The sequence below is a fragment of the Streptomyces sp. NPDC017448 genome, assembly GCF_044330565.1.
Lineage (GTDB): Bacteria > Actinomycetota > Actinomycetes > Streptomycetales > Streptomycetaceae > Streptomyces.
Window position 1 is genome coordinate 138,308 of the sequence record NZ_JBIRLM010000006.1, and the last position, 19,403, is coordinate 157,710.

General features: G+C 71.9%; 14 protein-coding genes and 2 pseudogenes. 7 read left to right on the forward strand and 9 right to left on the reverse strand.

What is annotated here, in order from left to right:
- The first annotated feature begins 114 nt into the window (after window positions 1–114).
- Together ACH4K1_RS12890 and ACH4K1_RS12895 are read left to right on the forward strand one after the other, a co-directional pair.
- On the forward strand, window positions 115–999 hold the full coding sequence (locus ACH4K1_RS12890; protein WP_398089035.1) for a hypothetical protein: 885 nt from the start codon (window positions 115–117) through the stop codon (window positions 997–999).
- A 173-nt stretch (window positions 1,000–1,172) separates the two neighbouring features.
- The gene (locus ACH4K1_RS12895) at window positions 1,173–1,418 is read left to right on the forward strand and encodes a DUF2630 family protein (protein ID WP_398089036.1); all 246 of its coding nucleotides are present in this window, start codon (window positions 1,173–1,175) and stop codon (window positions 1,416–1,418) included.
- 144 nt (window positions 1,419–1,562) lie between these two features.
- Here ACH4K1_RS12895 and ACH4K1_RS12900 read toward each other — a convergent pair whose 3' ends face one another.
- Window positions 1,563–1,964, reverse strand: a complete 402-nt coding sequence (locus tag ACH4K1_RS12900; protein WP_145798506.1) for an RNA-binding S4 domain-containing protein — start codon at window positions 1,962–1,964, stop codon at window positions 1,563–1,565.
- A gap of 64 nt (window positions 1,965–2,028) precedes the next feature.
- The gene (locus ACH4K1_RS12905) at window positions 2,029–4,098 is read right to left on the reverse strand and encodes a PhoX family protein (RefSeq protein WP_398089037.1); all 2,070 of its coding nucleotides are present in this window, start codon (window positions 4,096–4,098) and stop codon (window positions 2,029–2,031) included.
- A 291-nt stretch (window positions 4,099–4,389) separates the two neighbouring features.
- Here ACH4K1_RS12905 and ACH4K1_RS12910 point away from each other — a divergent pair, with 291 nt between their 5' ends.
- Window positions 4,390–6,159, forward strand: a complete 1,770-nt coding sequence (locus tag ACH4K1_RS12910) for a VWA domain-containing protein (protein WP_398089038.1) — start codon at window positions 4,390–4,392, stop codon at window positions 6,157–6,159.
- Here ACH4K1_RS12910 and ACH4K1_RS12915 read toward each other — a convergent pair.
- Window positions 6,093–6,334 (reverse strand): annotated as a pseudogene (locus ACH4K1_RS12915) (two-component sensor histidine kinase); the annotation flags it as partial. The gene ACH4K1_RS12910 and the pseudogene ACH4K1_RS12915 overlap by 67 nt on opposite strands.
- A gap of 31 nt (window positions 6,335–6,365) precedes the next feature.
- On the opposite strand from ACH4K1_RS12915, the gene metG reads away from it, so the two are divergent.
- On the forward strand, window positions 6,366–7,979 hold the full coding sequence (gene metG / locus ACH4K1_RS12920; protein ID WP_398089040.1) for a methionine--tRNA ligase: 1,614 nt from the start codon (window positions 6,366–6,368) through the stop codon (window positions 7,977–7,979).
- A gap of 102 nt (window positions 7,980–8,081) precedes the next feature.
- On the opposite strand, the pseudogene ACH4K1_RS12925 reads toward metG, so the two are convergent.
- From ACH4K1_RS12925 to aspS, 3 genes and pseudogenes are all read right to left on the reverse strand, one after another.
- Window positions 8,082–8,470: pseudogene (locus ACH4K1_RS12925) on the reverse strand (Uma2 family endonuclease); the annotation flags it as partial.
- Window positions 8,471–8,485: 15 nt separating this feature from the next.
- Entirely contained in the window at window positions 8,486–9,301 is an 816-nt protein-coding gene (locus tag ACH4K1_RS12930) for a hypothetical protein (protein ID WP_398089041.1), read from the reverse strand.
- A gap of 260 nt (window positions 9,302–9,561) precedes the next feature.
- Entirely contained in the window at window positions 9,562–11,370 is a 1,809-nt protein-coding gene (gene aspS, locus ACH4K1_RS12935) for an aspartate--tRNA ligase (RefSeq protein WP_398089043.1), read from the reverse strand.
- A 208-nt stretch (window positions 11,371–11,578) separates the two neighbouring features.
- Between aspS and ACH4K1_RS12940 the strand changes: the two genes are divergently transcribed.
- Entirely contained in the window at window positions 11,579–13,741 is a 2,163-nt protein-coding gene (locus ACH4K1_RS12940) for a SpoIIE family protein phosphatase (RefSeq protein WP_398089045.1), read from the forward strand.
- A 158-nt stretch (window positions 13,742–13,899) separates the two neighbouring features.
- Here ACH4K1_RS12940 and ACH4K1_RS12945 read toward each other — a convergent pair whose 3' ends face one another.
- The 3 genes from ACH4K1_RS12945 to ACH4K1_RS12955 all read right to left on the reverse strand — a co-directional run bounded on the left by ACH4K1_RS12945 (window position 13,900) and on the right by ACH4K1_RS12955 (window position 16,651).
- On the reverse strand, window positions 13,900–14,985 hold the full coding sequence (locus ACH4K1_RS12945; RefSeq protein ID WP_398089047.1) for an AI-2E family transporter: 1,086 nt from the start codon (window positions 14,983–14,985) through the stop codon (window positions 13,900–13,902).
- A gap of 65 nt (window positions 14,986–15,050) precedes the next feature.
- Window positions 15,051–16,007, reverse strand: coding sequence for a pirin family protein (locus tag ACH4K1_RS12950; RefSeq protein WP_398089049.1), 957 nt, complete (start codon window positions 16,005–16,007; stop codon window positions 15,051–15,053).
- Between the two features lie 176 nt (window positions 16,008–16,183).
- Window positions 16,184–16,651, reverse strand: a complete 468-nt coding sequence (locus ACH4K1_RS12955; protein ID WP_006125898.1) for an SseB family protein — start codon at window positions 16,649–16,651, stop codon at window positions 16,184–16,186.
- Between the two features lie 165 nt (window positions 16,652–16,816).
- Between ACH4K1_RS12955 and ACH4K1_RS12960 the strand changes: the two genes are divergently transcribed.
- Both ACH4K1_RS12960 and ACH4K1_RS12965 read left to right on the forward strand, forming a co-directional pair.
- Window positions 16,817–18,643, forward strand: a complete 1,827-nt coding sequence (locus tag ACH4K1_RS12960) for an acyl-CoA dehydrogenase (RefSeq protein ID WP_398089051.1) — start codon at window positions 16,817–16,819, stop codon at window positions 18,641–18,643.
- 111 nt (window positions 18,644–18,754) lie between these two features.
- Window positions 18,755–19,378 carry a Uma2 family endonuclease gene (locus tag ACH4K1_RS12965; RefSeq protein ID WP_398089053.1) on the forward strand — a complete coding sequence of 208 codons (624 nt, stop codon included), beginning with the start codon at window positions 18,755–18,757 and terminating at the stop codon, window positions 19,376–19,378.
- Window positions 19,379–19,403 lie beyond the last annotated feature (25 nt).

Consider the following 19,403-nt stretch of genomic DNA (forward strand, 5'->3'; position numbering starts at 1 on the left):
CCCCGTTCCTCCAGAGCACACCCGGCCGCGCGGCCCGGCAACTCGAACGGCGTACGGCCCGGAGCGGTCCGGCCCCCGAGGGGATTTCCTGGAGGAGTGCGGACCTCCCCCTCGATGACCTCGAAGACCCCGGCAGCCTCGTCGCGCTCGGCGGTCCCGGCGGCCCTCTCAGCGGTCCTGCTCGTCCTGCTCGCCCTCCTGGTGCCGCTGAGCGCGCTCTCCGCGTGGGTGGACCTGGAGATCGACGACGCCGACCGGTACGTCGCCGCCGTGTCCCCGCTCTCCTCCGACCCTGCGGTCCGGGCCACCGTCGCGGACCTGGTCACCGAGGAGGCCATGCGCCGGATCGACCTCGGGCCGCTCCAGGACACGGCCCGCGACTTCCTGCACCGGACCGTGTCGTCGTTCACCACCGGCGACGTCTTCCGCAACGCCTGGGACACCGCGAACCGGACCGCCCACGAGGCGGTGACGGCCGCCCTGGACGGCGACGGCGGGGAGCCGGTGACGATCGACCTGGCCCCGGTGATCGACCAGGTCAAGAAGGACCTCGTACGCGACGGGGTGCCGTTCGCGGACCAGATCCCGGTCGAGCGGACGGAGATCACCGTGCTCGGCCCGGACCGGGCCGACGACTTCAGGAGTTCGTTCCGCCGGCTCCGTCAGTGCAGCATCTGGCCGGCCGTCGCCACGCTGGTCCTCCTCGTCCTGGTGGTGGGCGTCACGACCGTACGGCGCGGTCTGCGGGGCGGCCTGGGGGCCACCGCGGTCGTGGGCGCCGGGTTGGTGCTCGGGGCGATCGTGCTCCGGGTGCTGGTCTCGGTCGGCCGCAGCCGGGTGCTGGACGAGGTCCCCGGCAGCGACCGGGACGCGGCGGCGGCGGTGGTCGACGCCCTGACGGCCTCGCTGCGGACCACGGTGTGGATCGTGCTGGTGGCCGGGGCGGTGCTGCTCGTGGGGGCGGTGTTGGCACGGATGCTCCTGCGGAAGAGGGCCTGAGCCGATGTGCGCCGCGGTGGTACCCGCGCGAGAGTGGACGACGGGCCCGTCCCGCACGGCGACCGCCCCCCCGGGGGGGGCACGGCGGCCGCCCCGCGTGATCCTCAGGGCGGCGACCGCCGCCGAACGACCTGCTCCGAGTTACCTGCGCCGAGCGACCTGAAGGAGGCGTCATGGCCGACCGCGAGATCTTCGAGCACATCGACGAGCTGGTGGCGGAGGAACGCGACCTGCGCGACCGCTCCGTGGCCCGGATGGGGCTGTCCGCGGACGAGAAGGCCCGATTGCGGGCGGTGGAGGTCCAGCTCGACCAGTGCTGGGATCTGCTGCGCAGGCGTCGGGCGCTCAGCGAGTACGGCGAGGACCCCTCGGCGGCGAAGGTGCGCCCCGCGGACGAGGTCGAGGGCTACCGGAGCTGACCGGGTCCGGGAGGCCGACGGAGACCGCGGCCCCGTGTTTCACGTGAAACACGGGCAGCCTCGGCGGGCACCCCGCTGACCGGCCCGGACGCCGACCGGCCCGGCCCTGCTCGGCTCGTCGTCAGTGGCGGCGGCGGCGTCGGCTCAGCCGGCCGGCGGGCGCCCCTGCAGACGCTCCATCTCCCGGCGGTCGCGCTTGGTGGGGCGGCCCGCGCCCCGGTCCCGTACGGGTACCTGGATCGCCATCTCTCGGGGCGGCGGGGGCGGGCTGTTGTCGACGAAGCACTCCGCGGCCACCGGCGGGCCGACCCGCTTCTTCACGATCTTCGAGACGACGACCACCCGGTCCCGCCCCGCGTGCCGCAGCCGCACCTCGTCGCCGACGCGTACGGCCTGCGCGGGCTTGGCCCGGTCGCCGCCGACCTTCACATGCCCCGCCCGGCAGGCGGCGGCCGCCTGGGCACGCGTCTTCGTCAGCCGGACCGACCAGATCCACACGTCGACCCGGACGCTTCCCTCCGCCTGCGGCGCGTCACCGGAAACCATGGGTCCGACTGTAGTGCGGAGAGGGCGGCGGGCGGGAGGCGGTCGTCCTCCCGCCCGCCGGACCTCACACGCCGATGTCGCGGCCGTCCTTGCGCCAGACGGCGACGACGGCGGGACGGACGATCCTGCCCGGTCCGTCGGGCCAGGAGCTCGCCGGGTTCTCCACGGACGCCCCGTCCGTCTCCCCCGGGTGCTGCACGGCGACCAGGACGCGACGGTCCTGGATGACCGGGCCGCAGGTCTCGGCCCCGGACGGGACGGTGAGGAACTGCTTCAGTTCACCCCGGCGGTCACCCTGCGTCGCCACGCCGAACAGGCCGTCGTGCGAGTCGAGCTTGTTGCCGTCCGTGGAGATCCACAGGTTGCCGTGGGCGTCGAACGCCACGTTGTCCGGGCAGGAGATGGGGCTGACGTTCTCCTTGGGGAAGCCCGCGAAGTACGTCGACGGGTCCTCCGGGTCGCCCGCCACGAGGAACAGCCGCCAGGCGAAGCCGTCGCTCGCCGGGTCGTCCCAGTTCTCCGCGAGCTCCAGGACCTGCCCGTGCTTGTTGTTGTTGCGCGGGTTGGCCTCGTCCGCACCAGCCTTGCCCGCCTTGCCGCGGTCCGTGTTGTTGGTGAGCGCGACGTAGACGCGGCCGGTGCGCGGCGAGGGCTCGACGTCCTCGGGGCGGTCCATCTTGGTCGCGCCGACCTTGTCACCGGCGACCCGGGTGTAGACGTACACCTCCTCGGCGGTCATGCCCGGCACGTGCGAGGTGGTGCCGGTGGCCAGCGGGATCCACACACCGCTGCCGTCGAACTCGCCGTCGTTGGGAAGCTTTCCGGTGCCGTCGATCTCGGTGACCGGCGAGTCGCCCGTCAACTTGGCGACGTACAGCGTCCCCTCGTCCAGCAGCGTCAGGTTGTGCTCACGGGCGGCCCGCGAGTTCCCCTTCTTCATCCGCTTGCTGGAGACGAACTTGTAGAGGTAGTCGAACTTCTCGTCGTCACCCATGTAGACGACCGGGCGGCCGTCGGAGGTGAGCCGGGGCTGCGCCGCCTCGTGCTTGAACCGGCCCAGCGCGGTCCGCTTGCGCGGGGTGGAGTCCGGGTCGTACGGGTCGAGTTCGACGACCCAGCCGAAGCGGTTGGCCTCGTTGGGCTCCTCGGCGAGGTCGAAGCGCCGGTCGAAACGCTCCCACTTGCGCTCCGTCTCGCCCGCGCCTATCCCGTACCGCTTGTGCATGGCGGTGGAGCCGTTGGCGAAGTACTGGTTGAAGTTCTCCTCGCCGTGCAGCGTGGTGCCCCACGGAGTGGTGCCGCCCGCGCAGTTGTTGAGGGTGCCGAGCACCTTGCGGCCGGTGCGGTCGGCGGAGGTGCGCAGCAGGGCGCTCCCCGCGGCGGGGCCCGTCATGCGGAACTCGCTCGTCGCGGTCAGACGGCGGTTCAGCGGGTGCCGGTTGACCGGGCCCAGCCTGCCGGTGCGGTGCTCCTCCTGGACGACGACCACGGAGAGTCCGTGCGCCGCCCAGGCGATCTCCACCTGCTCGCGGGTCGGGTTGGCCGGATCGTAGCCACGGAACATGAGGATCTCGTCCGTGTACTCGTGGTTGGCGACCATGACCTGCCGGCCGTGCTCGCCGCGCAGCGGGAGCAGAGAGAGGAAGTCGTTGTTGTAGCCGAACTGGCCCGCCTGCGCCTTCGCCGTCTGCTTGTCCGGGTCGAAGGCGGGCGCACCGCGCAGGATCGGTTCGCCCCAGCGGATCACCACGTTCTGGGCGTACCCGTCGGGGACGGTGACCTTGTCGTCCTTGTTGGGTGCGACCGGCGAGAACCGCAGGCCACGCGCCCCGGAGGAGGACGGGCGGTGGGGGTGGCCCGGCTTGTGGCCGTGTCCGGCCGGTACGACGGCCTCGGCCCGCTGGACGCCCGGGCCGGTCAGCGCGGCGGTCCCTGCGGCGGTGGCGACGGTGACCACGGCGGCGGCGCGCATCATCGAGCGGCGCGACACGGCGCCGGCGATGATGTCGCCCGCGTACTCGTTGTCGCTGGTGTTGGGCGTCTCCTTGAAACAGGCGTCCCCGCAGCGGAAGCGGCAGGTCAGCGCGGAACGCCCCCCGGGATGCGAGCTGATGAACGGCAGCAGGTTGCGCACGTGGATTCCCTCCGTCTGGTGTCGTGCGAGACGGTATGTGCGCCTTCACGCGGTCCGTGGGACTCCCGGTGAACGGAGGGTGAAGTCCGGGCCACCGCTGTCTTTTCGCGCCCCCCGGGGCCGGCGCCCCGGACTCGGTACGGGAACGGTTGCGGCTCGGTTGACGCAGGGGTGGGCCGCACCGGCGTACGGCCTGATCCGGCCGCTAACCTTACGTATCCGTCCTGGCCAGGGATGAATTCACCCAGGTCGGACATTCCCCGCACCCAACTCATGCGAAAGGCCTCGCTCATGGGCATTCGGAGCTTGCTGCGTAAGGTGTTCGGCCGCACGGAGCAGGACGAGCCGACCACGGCCACCGTCCCGCCCCAGGCCGAGCGCGTTCAGCCCAAGGAGCCGGAGCCGGAGTCCACTTCGGCGGCCGGAACCGAGGCGGAGCCGAAGGCCTCGATCCCGGCGCCCGCCTCGCCCCCCTCGACGGAGTCCCCGTCGGCGGCCCCCCGCCCCGACGGCGCCACGGAGCGTGACGGTTCCCCGGCCGCCGACCTGGTGGCGGAGGCGTTCGACCGGCCGGCCACCGCTCCGGCGACGGCGACCGTCCCCGCCCAGGGGTCGGCCGCGGACGCCGCTCCGAAGGCGGAGAAGCCCGAGGAGCCGGTAGCCGCCGAGCCCGAGGAGCCGGTAACCGCCGGTCCCGCCGAGACGGGGAAGCCCGAGGCCGCCGAACCCGTCGAGACCGAGAAGCCCGAGGCGCCGGTGGCTTCCGGGACGCCTGCCGAGGCCGGGGCGGCGGACCGGGCGCCGATCACGATCGACTTCGACCTGGACGATGTCCGGGAGGCCGCACCGGAGCCGGAGCCCGCACCGGCAGAGGGGCAGGCGAAGGCAGAGGGGCCGGCAGAGGCAGAGGCGTCTGCCAAGGCCCCGGAGGCCGAGACGGAGGCCGCTCCCGAGCCGGCCCAGGCCGCTCCCACCGCGGAGACCCCCGCGTCCGAGCCCGCCGAGGCCGAGGCCGCCCCCACCGCGGAGACCGCTCCCGAGCCCCAGGCAAAGGCCGAGACCGAGGCGGAAGTCGAGACCGCCCCCGAGGCCGAGGTCGAGACGGAGACCGCCCCCGAGCCCATCGAGGCCCCGGCCGAGACGGAAGCCACCCCCGAGCCCATCGAGGCCCAGGCCGAGACGGAGACCGCCCCCGAGCCCATCGAGGCCCCGGCCGAGACGGAGACCGCCCCCGAGCCCATCGAAGCCCCGGCCGAGACGGAAGCCACCCCCGAGCCCATCGAGGCCCAGGCCGAGACGGAAGCCACCCCCGAGCCCATTGAGGCCGAGACGGAGGCCGAGGCCGCCCCCGAGCCGGCCGCCGCGCCCCGCAAGCCCGCCACCACGCTCGCGAAGGTCACGTCGCGCGCTCCCCAGCTCGCCGCCCCGTACAAGGCCGCGCAGGCAGCGCTCAAGGCGCACGATCTGACCGGGCTCCGCGCCCGCGTCTACCTCGTGCTGGACCGCTCCGGCTCGATGCGCCCGTTCTACAAGGACGGCAGCGCCCAGCACCTGGGCGACCGGGCGCTCGCCCTCGCCGCGCACCTGGACGCGGACGCCACCGTGCCGGTCGTCTTCTTCTCCACCGAACTCGACGGCACCGGGACGCTCGAACTCTCCGGACACGAGGGGCGCGTCGACGAACTGCACGCGGAACTCGGCCGCCTGGGCCGGACGCACTACGAGCACGCCGTCGCGGAGGTCGTCGCCCACTACGAGAAGTCCGGCGCCACCGGCCCGGCCCTCGTGATCTTCCAGACGGACGGCCCGCCGGACGCCAAGCAGGCCGCCCGGCAGGCCCTCGCGGACGCGGAGCGGCTGCCGCTGTTCTTCCAGTTCGTCGCCTTCGGCGACCCGGAGGCGAAGGGCTTCGACTTCCTGCGGAAGCTCGACGCGCCGAACACCGGCTACTTCCACGCCGGACCCGCACCCCGCGAGATCGCGGACACCGAGCTCTACCGGGAGATCCTGGCCGGGCTGCCCGCCTGGACCGCCGCGCGCGAGGCCGGTGCCGAGGGCTGACCGGTCGGCAGTCGTACGGTCACGGCGAGACCACCGCCCTGCGGGCCCGGCCTCGCCGTGACCGTTCCGCCGTGGGCCACCGCGATCGACCGGACGATCACTCCACCCCGATCGGGGGCGTCTTCCCTCCTGAGGGTGGGCCCCCGCGGGCGGGCCCCGACCGCCGATGTGAGGGCGCCCCTCCCCGGGGCCGTAGGATTTCCGCCATGGCGGCCACTGGATCCGAGAAGCAGGGGGCGAAGGCGTTCTACGTCTCGACCCCCATCTACTACGTCAACGACGCTCCTCACCTGGGCCACGCCTACACGACCGTCGCAGGCGACGTGCTCACGCGCTGGCACCGCCAGCGTGGCGAGAAGGTGTGGTATCTCACCGGCACGGACGAGCACGGTCAGAAGATCATGCGCACCGCCGAGGCGAACGACGTCACCCCGCAGGCGTGGGCGGACAAGCTCGTCGAGGAGGCGTGGAAGCCCCTCTGGGAGCACCTGAACATCGCCAACGACGACTTCATCCGGACCACGGAGAAGCGGCACACCGACCGCGTCCAGGAGTTCGTGCAGGACCTGTACGACAAGGGCGAGATCTACAAGGGCGGATACGAGGGCCCGTACTGCGTGGGCTGCGAGGAGTACAAGCTCCCCGGCGACCTGGTCGACGGCGAGGGCGACCTCGCCGGGCAGAAGCTGTGCCCGATCCACAAGCAGCCGGTGGAGCTCCTCAAGGAGGAGAACTACTTCTTCAAGCTCAGCGCGTACGGCCCGAAGCTGCTGGAGTTCTACGCGGCGAACCCGGACTTCATCCAGCCCGAGTCGGCGCGCAACGAGGTCGTGAACTTCGTCGAGCAGGGGCTCCAGGACCTGTCGATCTCGCGCTCCACCTTCGACTGGGGCGTCCCGGTGCCGTGGGACGACCAGCACGTCATCTACGTGTGGGTCGATGCGCTGCTCAACTACGCCACGGCCGTCGGCTACGGCTCCGACCAGGAGAAGTTCGACGGTACGTTCCCGGCGAACGTCCACCTGATCGGCAAGGACATCCTCCGTTTCCACTCGGTGATCTGGCCCGCCATGCTGATGGCGCAGGGCCTGCCGCTCCCCGGCAAGGTCGTCGCCAACGGCTGGCTGATGGTCGGCGGCGAGAAGATGTCGAAGTCGAACCTGACCGGCATCAAGCCGCAGGACCTGACCGCGCACTTCGGTGTGGACGCGTACCGCTGGTACTTCCTGCGGGCCATCGCGTACGGCAGCGACGGGTCGTTCTCCTGGGAGGACTTCTCCGCCCGCTACACCTCCGAGCTGGCCAACGACTACGGCAACCTCGCCTCGCGCGTGGCGGCGATGGTCGGCAAGTACTTCGACGGCGCGCTGCCGGCGGACACGGCCGCCGGTGACGCCGAGCTGGCCGTGCGGGAGGGCCTGGCGAAGGCGGTCGCCACCGCCGACCGGAAGATCGGCGAGGAGCTGGACTTCCAGGCCGGCATCCTGGCGGTCTTCGACTTCGTGAAGCAGGTCAACGGCTACATCACGGAGCAGGAGCCGTGGAAGGTGGCCAAGGACACCACCCCGGAGGGCCGGGCCCGCCTGGCGGCCGTCCTTTACACGGCCGCCGAGTCGCTGCGCGGGGTCGCGGTCCTGCTCAACCCGGTCATGCCGGAGACCTCGCAGAGGCTCTGGGAGTCCCTGGGCGCCGAGGAGGCCCTGGGCGCCCTGGCCGGCCAGCGGGTCCAGGACGCGGGCACGTGGGGCGTCCTGCCCGTGGGCGCGACGGTGACGAAGGGCGCGGTGCTCTTCCCCCGCCTGGAGGAGAAGCCGGCGTAACCGCTGCCGTACGTACGCGGGGGGGGGGGGGGGGCGCCCCCGGCGGGGGGGGGCCCCCCCCCCCCGGGGGGGGCCCCGCCCCCCCCGCGTACGGGCTTCTCCTCAGCGCACCCAGCTCTTGAGCGGCTCGGTGTCCAGCTCGATCCCGACCGGGGCGGGGAGGGTGACGGTCTTGCCGTACGGCACGGTGACGACCTGCTCGTAGCGCACCCCGTCGGGCGGCGAGTGGACCTTCGCCTCACAGCTGTCCCGGTCGATCAGGGGATGGACCGGGGTACCGGTCCCGGCGTACGCGCGGGGCTTCTCGACCCGGCCGCGGCGGTCGGTGTCCTCGTCGTACGAGGTGACCTCGACGCCCATGAGGACGTCGTCGGGCCGGCCCGTTCGCCTTGGCCGACGAAGGCCCCGCTGGAGGCGAGGCAGCCGTCCGGGCGGGCGTTGCCCTTGCGGTATGTCTCGATGCGCAGTCCCTGCTCGGGACAGAGCCACCGGCTCGGCGACCGGTCTCACCGCCCCAGCCTCTCCGCGTCGCCCATCACGATCACCGGCTTCATCGCCGGGTCCAGGGCGCGCAGCAGCTCCCGCATCCGGTTCTCCGGGATGGAGACGCAGCCCTGCGTCGGTCCGCCGTGGTCGACGTGGATCCAGATGCCGCCGCCGCGTTCGAGGCCGAGGGGACGGGTGCGGTCGAGCGGGCTGACGCCTTCCGTCCGGTTGTAGTTGATCGCGACGACGTAGTCGAAGGAACCCTCCAGCGGCTCCCCGAAGAACCCCTCGCCGTCCACCGCGAACCGGGGGTGTTCGTCGTACGGGAGCAGAGCGCCCGGGTCGGGGAGGCGCCCGCCCGCGTCGGTGAGGGTGTAGACGCCCGCGGGAGACCTCAGGTCGCCGGCCACGTGGTGGTCGGTCCAGCCCTTCATGCCGTTGTGCGCGTCCCAGGGGCCGGCGACGGGCTTCCACCCCCCGACCGGGTCCTCGCGGCTGTAGAGGACCGCGCTGGACCGGTTGGCGTCGGCCTCCTCGCCGGTCACGACGAACGCCTGCCGGGCCTCGGCGGGGATCTTCGCCAGGGTCTCCGGTCCCAGACCGGGGATCGCGGCGGGGGACGGGGTGGGACTCGGCGCGGGAATCGCGCCGGCACCCGGGCCGGAGGAGGCCCGGCGTGCGGGCGCGGCGTCGGACTCCGGGCCCGCCGCCCCCTGCCCCGGAGCGCCCACCGGGGGCTTCGCGGGGGCGGGGTCGGAGGAGCAGCCGGTGAGCAGCAGGACCAGAGCGAGGAGCGGGGCGGCGAGCAGGGCCGGAGGGCGGCGCGGGACGGACACGGCGGATGGCTCCTCGGGAACGGCGGGACGGCGCGGCACGCGGTGCGGTGGAGGTCTCTCGTTGCCAGTCTTTGCCGGGGCCGCCCCGGACGAATCCGAACCGGGGCCATCCGGCTGTACCCCGTCGCCCTGCCGTCCCCGGCCTCCGGCGTCCCGCAACGCAACGGCCCCCGGTCAGGTGACCGGGGGCCGTTTCACGTGAAACATCCGCAGGGCGGGGCGAGCGGAACCGTACGGACCGCCGCGTCCCCGCAGACCGCCTACTCCGAGGCGGGCTTCTCCCCTGCGGGCTTCTCCGCCGCGCCCTTGGGGGCCACCGGCTTGCGCAGCTGGATGTTCAGCTCCCGCAGACGGGACTCGTCCAGCTCGGTCGGGGCACCCATCATCAGGTCCTGGGCGTTGCCGTTGAGCGGGAACGCGATCGTCTCGCGGATGTTCGGCTCGTCGGCGAGCAGCATCACGATGCGGTCGACGCCCGGGGCGATGCCGCCGTGCGGCGGAGCGCCCAGCCGGAACGCGCGGAGCATGCCCGCGAACTCGTGCTCCACGGTCTCGCGGTCGTAACCGGCGATCTCGAACGCCTTGAGCATCAGCTCGGGCTCGTGGTTGCGGATGGCGCCCGAGGACAGCTCGATGCCGTTGCAGACGATGTCGTACTGCCAGGCGAGGATGTCCAGCGGGTCCTTCTCCTCCAGGTCGGCGAGGCCGCCCTGGGGCATCGAGAAGGGGTTGTGCGAGAAGTCGATCCTGCCGGTCTCCTCGTCCTTCTCGTACATCGGGAAGTCGACGATCCAGCAGAACCGGAAGACGCCCTCCTCGAAGTGGCCGGCGCGCTTGGCCGCCTCGACCCGGACCGCCGACATGATCTTGGAGACCTCGTCGAACTCGCCCGCGCCGAAGAAGACCGCGTGGCCCGGGACCAGCGAGAGGCGCTCGGTGAGCGTCTTGACGTCGGCCTCGGTGAGGAACTTGGCGATCGGACCGGCGAGCGTGCCGTCCTCACCCACCCGCACCCAGGCCAGGCCCTTGGCGCCGTGCTCGACGGCGTACTCGCCGAGGCCGTCGAAGAACTTGCGGGACTGGCCCGCGGTGTCGGGGACGGGCAGCGCGCGGACGTGCTTGCCCGCGAACGCCTTGAACCCGGAGTCGGCGAAGACGTCCGAGATGTCGACCAGCTCCAGCTTGGCCCGCAGGTCCGGCTTGTCGTTGCCGTACTTCAGCATCGACTCGCGGAACGGGATGCGCGGGAACGGCGAGGTGACCTCGCGTCCGTTGCCGAACTCGGTGAAGAGCTCGGTCATCAGCTTCTCGATCGGCTGGAAGACGTCCTCCTGCTCGACGAAGGACATCTCCACGTCGAGCTGGTAGAACTCGCCCGGCGAGCGGTCCGCGCGGGCGTCCTCGTCGCGGAAGCAGGGCGCGATCTGGAAGTAGCGGTCGAAGCCCGAGATCATCAGCAGCTGCTTGAACTGCTGCGGGGCCTGCGGCAGCGCGTAGAACTTGCCGGGGTTCAGCCGGGACGGGACGACGAAGTCACGGGCGCCCTCGGGAGAGGTCGCGGTGAGGATCGGGGTCGCCATCTCGTTGAAGCCGAGCGCCACCATCTTGGAGCGGATGGCCGCGATCACGGCCGAGCGCAGCATGATGTTGCGGTGCATGCGCTCGCGTCGCAGATCGAGGAAGCGGTACTCCAGGCGCCGCTCCTCGTTGACGCCGTCCTCGGTGTTGATCGTGAACGGCAGCGGGGCCGCCTCGCCCAGCACCTCGACCTCGGCGACCTCGATCTCGATCTCGCCGGTCGGCAGCTCCGGGTTGACGTTGTCGGCGCCGCGCGCGGAGACCGTGCCGTCGATCCGGACGACGGTCTCCTTGGTGAGCTTCGCCAGCGCCTCGTTGGCGGGGGTGCCGGGGCGGGCGACGAGCTGCACCAGACCGTAGTGGTCGCGCAGATCGATGAAGAGGATGCCGCCCAGGTCTCGGCGATTGTGCAGCCAGCCGCTCAGCCGGACGTCGGTGCCGACGTCAGAGGCGCGGAGCTCGCCGCAGGTGTGGGACCTGTACCGATGCATCGTCGTTCATCCAGTCTTCGCGGTTGGGGTGGATCGAGCCTCCCCAGGCTACCGTCCGGGACCGAGCCGCTTCATTTCCCTTACGCTCCGCAGCGGCGGCCCACCCGCTGTCGCCCCGCCCCGCCCCCCGTCGGCGCCCCGTCCGGCCCCCGGGCAGGTGGCGGCTCCTCGGTGGCGTCCACCGAGCAGACCTTCCTAAAGTGGGGCAATGCGCACCGAGGAAGTCCTGGCCGCCATCGCGACGGGCCTGTGGCGCTGGGACAACGCCGCCGGCACGGTCACGCTCGACGCGGAGGCGGCCCGGCTGGTCGGGCTGCCGGCCGAGCCCGGCAGCTACCGGGAGGCCGCGGTGCGCTGCCGGTTCCACCCGGTCGACTGGAACGAGATCTACGCGGTGGTGAACCTCGCGGTGACCGAGGGGACCGTCGCCGAGTCGCGGCTGCGGATCGTGGACGAGCGCGGCCAGGTCCTCCGTACCGTGCGCAGCCGCTCCAGGCCGGTGGTCCCGCCGGGCCGGGAAGCGGGGAGCTACGTCCTCATCGGCACGCTCCAGGAGGTCGCCGAGCCGCAGCCCGGCTCCACCGCCGCCGCCCGTACGCCGGTCACCGGGGACTGGCGGCGGTCCCGGGAGGCGTTCCTGCTGGACGCCGGGCGGGCGCTGGCCGAGGCCCGGTCCACCGCGGAGGTGCTGCGGGTGGCCGGGTCGCTGTCCATGCCCGGCTTCTCCCCCGACGGCCTCGCGGTCTTCGGCTCCGCCGGGGAACGGTTGACGATCATCGGGCACCACGGGCACAACCCGGGCGACGAGGAAGCCTTCACCGACATGGCGCTGGACACCGACTACCCGGCCGCCGAGGTCGTCCGCACCGGCCGCGCCATCTACCTCCCCTCCCCGGAGGAGTACCGCCGCCGTTATCCGGCCACCTGGCCGCTGGCCCGCCGGTTCGGACGCCAGTCCTGGGCCTTCCTGCCGCTGGTGGCGTCCGGCCGCACGATGGGCGCGTGGATGGCCGGGTTCCGGCACCCGGTGGGGTTCTCGCCGGACGAGCGCGCGGTGCTCTCCACGGTCGCCCGGATGCTCGCCCAGGCCCTGGCGCGCGCCGGGGCGGCCGAGACGGAACGCGAGCTGTCCCTCGGCCTCCAGCGCTCGATGATGCCGACCCTGGGCCCGGAGATCCCCGGGATGACGGTGGCCGCGCGGTACGTGCCGACCGGCGGCGGGCTCCAGGTGGGTGGCGACTGGTACGACATGATCCCGCTCCCCAACGGCCGCATCGCCCTGGCCATCGGCGACGTCCAGGGCCATGACGTGCGGGCCGCCGGGCTGATGGGCCAGCTCCGGATCGCCCTGCGCGCCTACGCCTCCGAGGGGCACCGCCCGGACGCCGTGCTCGCCCGCGCCTCGCGCTTCCTGTCCGGGCTCGCCGACGCGGACGAGAGCGTCGAGGGCGATCCGGGGGCCACCGCGCCCCGCTTCGCGACCTGCCTGTACGCGGAGGTGGACCCGGAGAACGGAACCCTGGACATCGCCCGCGCGGGCCACCCCGACCCGGTGGTGGTCAGCGCCGACGGGACCGCGGTGATCCGGCAGACGGCCGGCGGACTGCCGCTGGGGATCGAGGCCGACTCCGACTACCCCACCACCCGGGTGGTCCTGGAACCCGGCGAAACGATCATGCTGTGCACGGACGGCCTCATCGAGACCGGCGGGCACGACATGGCCACCGGCTGGACCCGGCTGCGCCCGATCCTGGAGGAGCCCGTCGAGGACCTGGAGGAGATGGCCGACGCACTGGTCGGGGCCGTGCACGGCCCGACCTCGCACTACACGACGGGGCCGCTCGCGGACCGGCGGGAGGACGACATCGCGGTGCTGGTCCTGCGCCGCGAGAGCACTCCCACCCGCGCGGCCCCGCCGCGCCGCAGCGTCCTGACCATCGCGCAGGCCGAGCCCGAGCGGATCTCGGTCGGGCGGCAGCTCGTGCGCGAGCTGCTGCACGACTGGAGCGACCCCGAGCAGGTCGACTCGGCGGTCCTGATGGTCTCCGAGATGGCCACCAACGTGCTCGTCCACACGGACGGGGACGCGCTGATGGTGGCGGAGGTCTCCGGCGAACAGGGCGAGCGGCGGCTGCGCGTCGAGGTCGCCGACGCCAGCGACGAACTGCCGCACAAACGGCGGCCGGGCGAGATGGCGTCCAGCGGGCGGGGGCTCGTGCTGATGGAGATGCTGGCGGACGCGTGGGGGGTCGATCCGCGCGGTGAGGGGAAGTCGACCTGGTTCGAGCTGTACGAGTCGCAGGAGCTGGGGGAGCAGGGAAAGCAGGGGGAGTCGCAGGAGCCGGGGGAGCCGGCGGGAGCGGCCGTCTGAACCCGGGGCCGCGGGCCCCCGGGCGCCTCAGGCCGCGGCTCCGGCCCGGCGGAGGTTCGGGCCCACCGGTGCGAAGGGTCCGTCCTCGAACGCCGGACGGCGGGGGAACCGGACCACCGGGCCCCTGCTCCGGCAACGCCCCCGCCGCGGTTCCGTCCTCACGCACCGGAGGGGGCGGGCGGGGCAGGGCCCGGCGGCCCGCCCGGGCCGTCTCCCCCGCGCAGTTCGCCCAGAATGCCGAAGACCGCCGCGCACAGCGGCACCGCCAGCAGCATCCCGAGCAGGCCCGCCACGCTCGCTCCCGCCGTCAGCGCGACCATGACCATGGCCGGGTGCATCTGGACCGTACGGCTCTGGATCACCGGCTGGAGCACGTGGCCCTCCAGCGCCTGGACGGCGAGCACCACCCCCAGCACCCACAGGGCGGTCACGAACCCCCGGTCGGCCAGCGCGACCAGGACGGCCACCGCACCGGAGACGAACGCCCCGAGGTACGGGATGTACGCGCCGACGAAGACCAGCGCGCCCAGCCCCACCGCCCCGGGAACGTCCAGGATCAGCAGGCCCACCGTGATGCAGACGGCGTCGATCAGGGCGATGAGCGTGGTGCCGCGCATGAAGCCCTCCACGGCCTCGAACGCGCGCCGCCCCATCGCCTCGACCAGGTCCCCCGTGCCGCGCGGGGCGACGGTGTGGGCCAGGTGCGCCGCCCGGTCCGAGTCGCGCAGGAAGAAGAAGGTCAGCAACAGGGCCAGCACGCTCGTCGCCACCAGCGAACCGACCAGGCTGAGACCGTTGAGCAGGCCGCCCGCCGCGCTCGCCCCGAACTTCTCGACCAGACCCTTCGCGTTGTCCGCCAGGTCGTCGACGTCCGTGGTCCCGCCGATCTCCAGATGGTCGACGACCCACTGGCCGGCCTCCTTCAGCGAGGCGACGATCTGGTCGCCGGAGTCGATGAGCGCGGTGACCACGATGTACCCGGCGCCGCCGACCACCGCGACGAGGGCCGCACAGGTCAGCCCGGCGGCCAGCGACCGGTTCAGCCGGCGGGCGGTCAGCCACCGGTGGACGGGGCCGAGCAACGCGGTGCCGAGCAGCGCGAGCAGGACCGGGGTGACCGCCGTCTTCAGAGCGACGACCAGCCAGACCACGACGGCGGCCACGCCCACCACGAGCAGGACGACGCCGCACCAGGCGGCCGCCCTGCGGGCGCTCTGCGGGAGGAGGGGCTGGGGTGCGGACACCCTTCCACCCGATCACGGGGTGCGGGGACGGGCCCGCCCGCACACCCCGTACGGGTGACAGCTCGTCACATGCCGTGGACCGCCGGGACCGTGCCGAGCCGGCCGGCCTGGAAGTCCTCGAAGGCCTGCTTGAGCTCGGCCTGACTGTTCATCACGAACGGCCCGTAGTGCGCCATCGGCTCCCGGATCGGGCGTCCGCCGAGGAGCACGACCTCCAGGTCCGGGGTGTGGCCGTCCTGCCGCTCGTCGGCGCGGACGGTCAGCGAGCCGCCGGACCCGAACACCGCGGTCTGCCCCACCGCGATCGGGCGGCGCTCCGTGCCGACCGTGCCGCGCCCGGCCAGGACGTACGCGAGGCCGTTGAAGTCCTCGCGCCAGGGCAGGACCGCCTCCGCGCCGGGCCGGACGGTGGCGTGGATCATCGTGATCGGGGTGTGGGTGATGCCGGGGCCCCGGTGGCCGTCCAGTTCACCCGCGATGACCCGCAGCAGCGCGCCGCCGTCGGGCGAGGCGAGGAGCTGGACCTCGCCACCGCGGATGTCCTGGTAGCGGGGGTTCATCATCTTGTCGGCCTTGGGCAGGTTCACCCAGAGCTGGAGGCCGTGGAAGAGGCCGCCGGACATGACGAGCGACTCCGGCGGGGCCTCGATGTGCAGCAGGCCCGATCCGGCGGTCATCCACTGGGTGTCGCCGTTCTCGATGGTGCCGCCCCCGCCGTTGGAGTCCTGGTGGATGAAGCTTCCGTCGATCAGGTACGTCACGGTCTCGAAGCCGCGGTGCGGGTGCCAGGGGGTTCCCTTCGGCTCGCCCGCCGCGTACTCCACCTCACCCATCTGGTCCATCATGATGAACGGGTCGAGGTGCCGGTAGTTGATGCCCGCGAAGGCGCGGCGGACGGGGAAGCCCTCGCCCTCGAAGCCGGTCGGCGCGGTCGTCACGGCGAGCACGGGCCGCGCCGCGGCGTTCTCCGGAGCGGCCACCTTGGGCAGGGTCAGCGGGTTGTCGACGGTCACTGCGGGCATGGGGGCCACCTCCGGGCGAGTGTTCTGCGATCAATTTAGTTGAACGATGAACATCTTGCAAGGCGTCGCGCATTCCCGGAGCCCCGCCATGACGGCGCGAGGGTCCGCGCCGTCTCGGCGCGGACCCTCGCCCCACAGAAGAAACCGCAGGCCGGCGACGAGCCGGCCCGGAACCCCTACCCGTACATCCGGCGCATCGCGAAGTCGACCATCTGCTCGACCGCCTTGGCGTCGAAGACCATCCGGTGGTCGCCCTCCATGTCGAGGACGAAGCCGTACCCCGTCGGCAGCAGGTCGATCACCTCGGCCCCGGTGATCACGAAGTACTTGGACTCCTTGCCCGCGTACCGCCGCAGCTCCTTGAGCGTGGTGAACATCGGGATCACCGGCTGCTGCGTGTTGTGCAGCGCCAGGAAGCCGGGGTTGTCGCCGCGCGGGCAGTAGACCTTCGACGTCGCGAAGATCTGCTGGAAGTCCTCGGCGGAGAGGGAGCCGGTGGTGAAGGCCCGTACCGCGTCGGCCAGGGAGGGCGGCGACGGTTCGGGGTACAGCGGCTGCTCCCCGTAGCCGCCGCCCATCTGACCCATCTGGCCCATCTGACCCATCTGCTGCTGAGCACCAGGGTTCTGGTCGTAGCCGTACATGCCGCAAAGAGTAATCGGACACATCTACGGCTTGAGGGGTTGCGCCTTATTACTGACGGGTAGCATCATCGGAGGGGTCAGCTGACCGACCCATGTCTGCCTGTCGCCCGACCCGCATCTCCCCGGGGCGCCGCGCGCCACTGCTATTGATTACGGAGCCTTCCCATGGGGCACTACAAGTCGAATCTCCGCGACATCGAGTTCAACCTCTTCGAGGTCCTCGGGCGCGACAAGGTGTACGGCACCGGTCCGTTCGGTGAGATGGACGTCGACACCGCGAAGAGCATCCTGGAAGAGATCGCGCGCCTCGCCGAGAACGAGCTCGCCGACTCCTACGCCGACGCCGACCGCAACCCGCCGGTCTTCGACCCGGAGACCAAGACCGCCCCGGTCCCGGCGAGCTTCCGGAAGTCGTACCAGGCGTTCATGGACTCCGAGTACTGGCGCCTGGGCCTGCCGGAGGAGATCGGCGGCACGACCTCCCCGCGCTCCCTGATCTGGGGCTACGCGGAGCTGCTGCTCGGCTCGAACCCGGCCGTGTGGATGTACTCCTCCGGCCCGGCCTTCGCCGGCATCCTCTTCGAGGAGGGCAACGAGGAGCAGAAGAAGATCGCGGAGATCGCCGTCGAGAAGCAGTGGGGCTCGACGATGGTGCTGACCGAGCCGGACGCCGGCTCGGACGTCGGCGCCGGCCGCACCAAGGCCGTGCGGCAGGAGGACGGCTCCTGGCACATCGAGGGCGTGAAGCGCTTCATCACCTCGGGCGAGCACGACATGTCCGAGAACATCATCCACTACGTGCTGGCCCGCCCCGAGGGCGCCGGACCGGGCACCAAGGGCCTCTCCCTCTTCATGGTCCCGAAGTTCCACTTCGACTGGACCACCGGCGAGCTGGGCGAGCGCAACGGCGTGTACGCGACCAACGTCGAGCACAAGATGGGCCTCAAGGCGTCCAACACCTGCGAGATGACGTTCGGCGACCAGCACCCCGCCAAGGGCTGGCTCATCGGCGACAAGCACGACGGCATCCGCCAGATGTTCCGCATCATCGAGTTCGCCCGCATGATGGTCGGCACGAAGGCCATCGCCACGCTCTCCACGGGCTACCTGAACGCGCTGGAGTACGCCAAGGAGCGCGTCCAGGGCCCCGACCTGGCGAACTTCATGGACAAGACCGCGCCCAAGGTCACCATCACGCACCACCCCGACGTGCGCCGCTCGCTCATGACGCAGAAGGCGTACGCCGAGGGCATGCGCTCCCTCGTGCTGTACACGGCCGCCGTCCAGGACGCGATCCAGGAGAAGGAGGCCGCGGGCGAGGACGCCAAGGCGCTGATCGGCCTCAACGACCTGCTGCTGCCGATCGTGAAGGGCTACGGCTCCGAGAAGTCCTACGAGCAGCTCGCGCAGTCGCTCCAGACCTTCGGCGGCTCCGGCTACCTCCAGGAGTACCCGGTCGAGCAGTACATCCGGGACGCCAAGATCGACACCCTCTACGAGGGCACCACGGCGATCCAGGGCCAGGACTTCTTCTTCCGGAAGATCGTCCGCGACCAGGGCGCCTCGCTCAACACGCTCTCCGAGGAGATCAAGAAGTTCCTCGCCGAGGCCCAGGGCAACGAGGAGCTGGCCCCGGCGCTGGACTCGCTCGCCAAGGCCGCCGTGGACCTGGAGGCGATCGTCGGCACGATGATCACCGACCTCACCGCGACCGGCGAGGACGTCAAGAACATCTACAAGGTGGGCCTCAACACCACCCGCCTGCTGATGGCGTCCGGCGACGTCGTCGTCGGCTACCTGCTGCTCAAGGGCGCGGCCGTCGCCGCGGAGAAGCTGCCGACCGCCTCCGCCAAGGACACCGCCTTCTACCAGGGCAAGATCGCCGCCGCGAAGTTCTTCGCCGCCAACGTCCTGCCCGGCGTCTCGACCGAGCGCGCGCTCGCCGAGGCCGTGGACAACTCCCTGATGGAGCTGGACGAGGCCGCGTTCTAGGGCCGCCCGCCCGCTCGGTACGTCACCCCGGCGCCGCCACCCGAATCCTTTCGGGTGGCGGCGCCGTCGTATCGGCTGGGTACGCTGACTGCACGGCCCAGAATCCCGTCCATGGGAGGAACCATGACCGCCGAGGCCCTGCCCGAATCGCCGCACCGCCAGTCGGACGGCTCCAAGTGGCCGGTCCCGCCCGCGGACGGCTACACCGTGGACGAATTCTTCACGCTCGACCTCCCGCCGCACACAGAGCTGATCGACGGGAGCCTGGTTTTCGTGAGTCCGCAGCGGAAGTTCCACACGCTGGCGATGTATCTGCTGGAGCAGGGGCTTCGCGTCCATGTGCCGGGTCATCTGCGCGTACGCCGGGAGATGGCGGTGGTGCTCGGCAAACGCAACGCCCCGGAACCCGACCTCCTGGTCGTGACCGCCGCCGCGGACGGGGACCAGCGCACGACCCGCTACGACGCCGCCGACGTCCTCCTCGCCGTCGAGGTCGTCTCGCCCGACTCCGAGGACCGCGACCGGGACACCAAGCCGCACAAGTACGCGGCGGCGGGCATCCAGCACTACTGGCTCGTCGAGATGACCGGCGAGAACGACCGCCCCATGGTCATCACCTACGAGCTCGATCCCGTCAACAAGGCGTACGTCTCCACCGGCGTCCACCACGACCGGCTCAAGCTCTCCGCCCCCTACGACATCGACATCGACCTGACCGCGATCGACGAGCTGTAGACCGGGCGCCCGCCGGGCCTCCGAT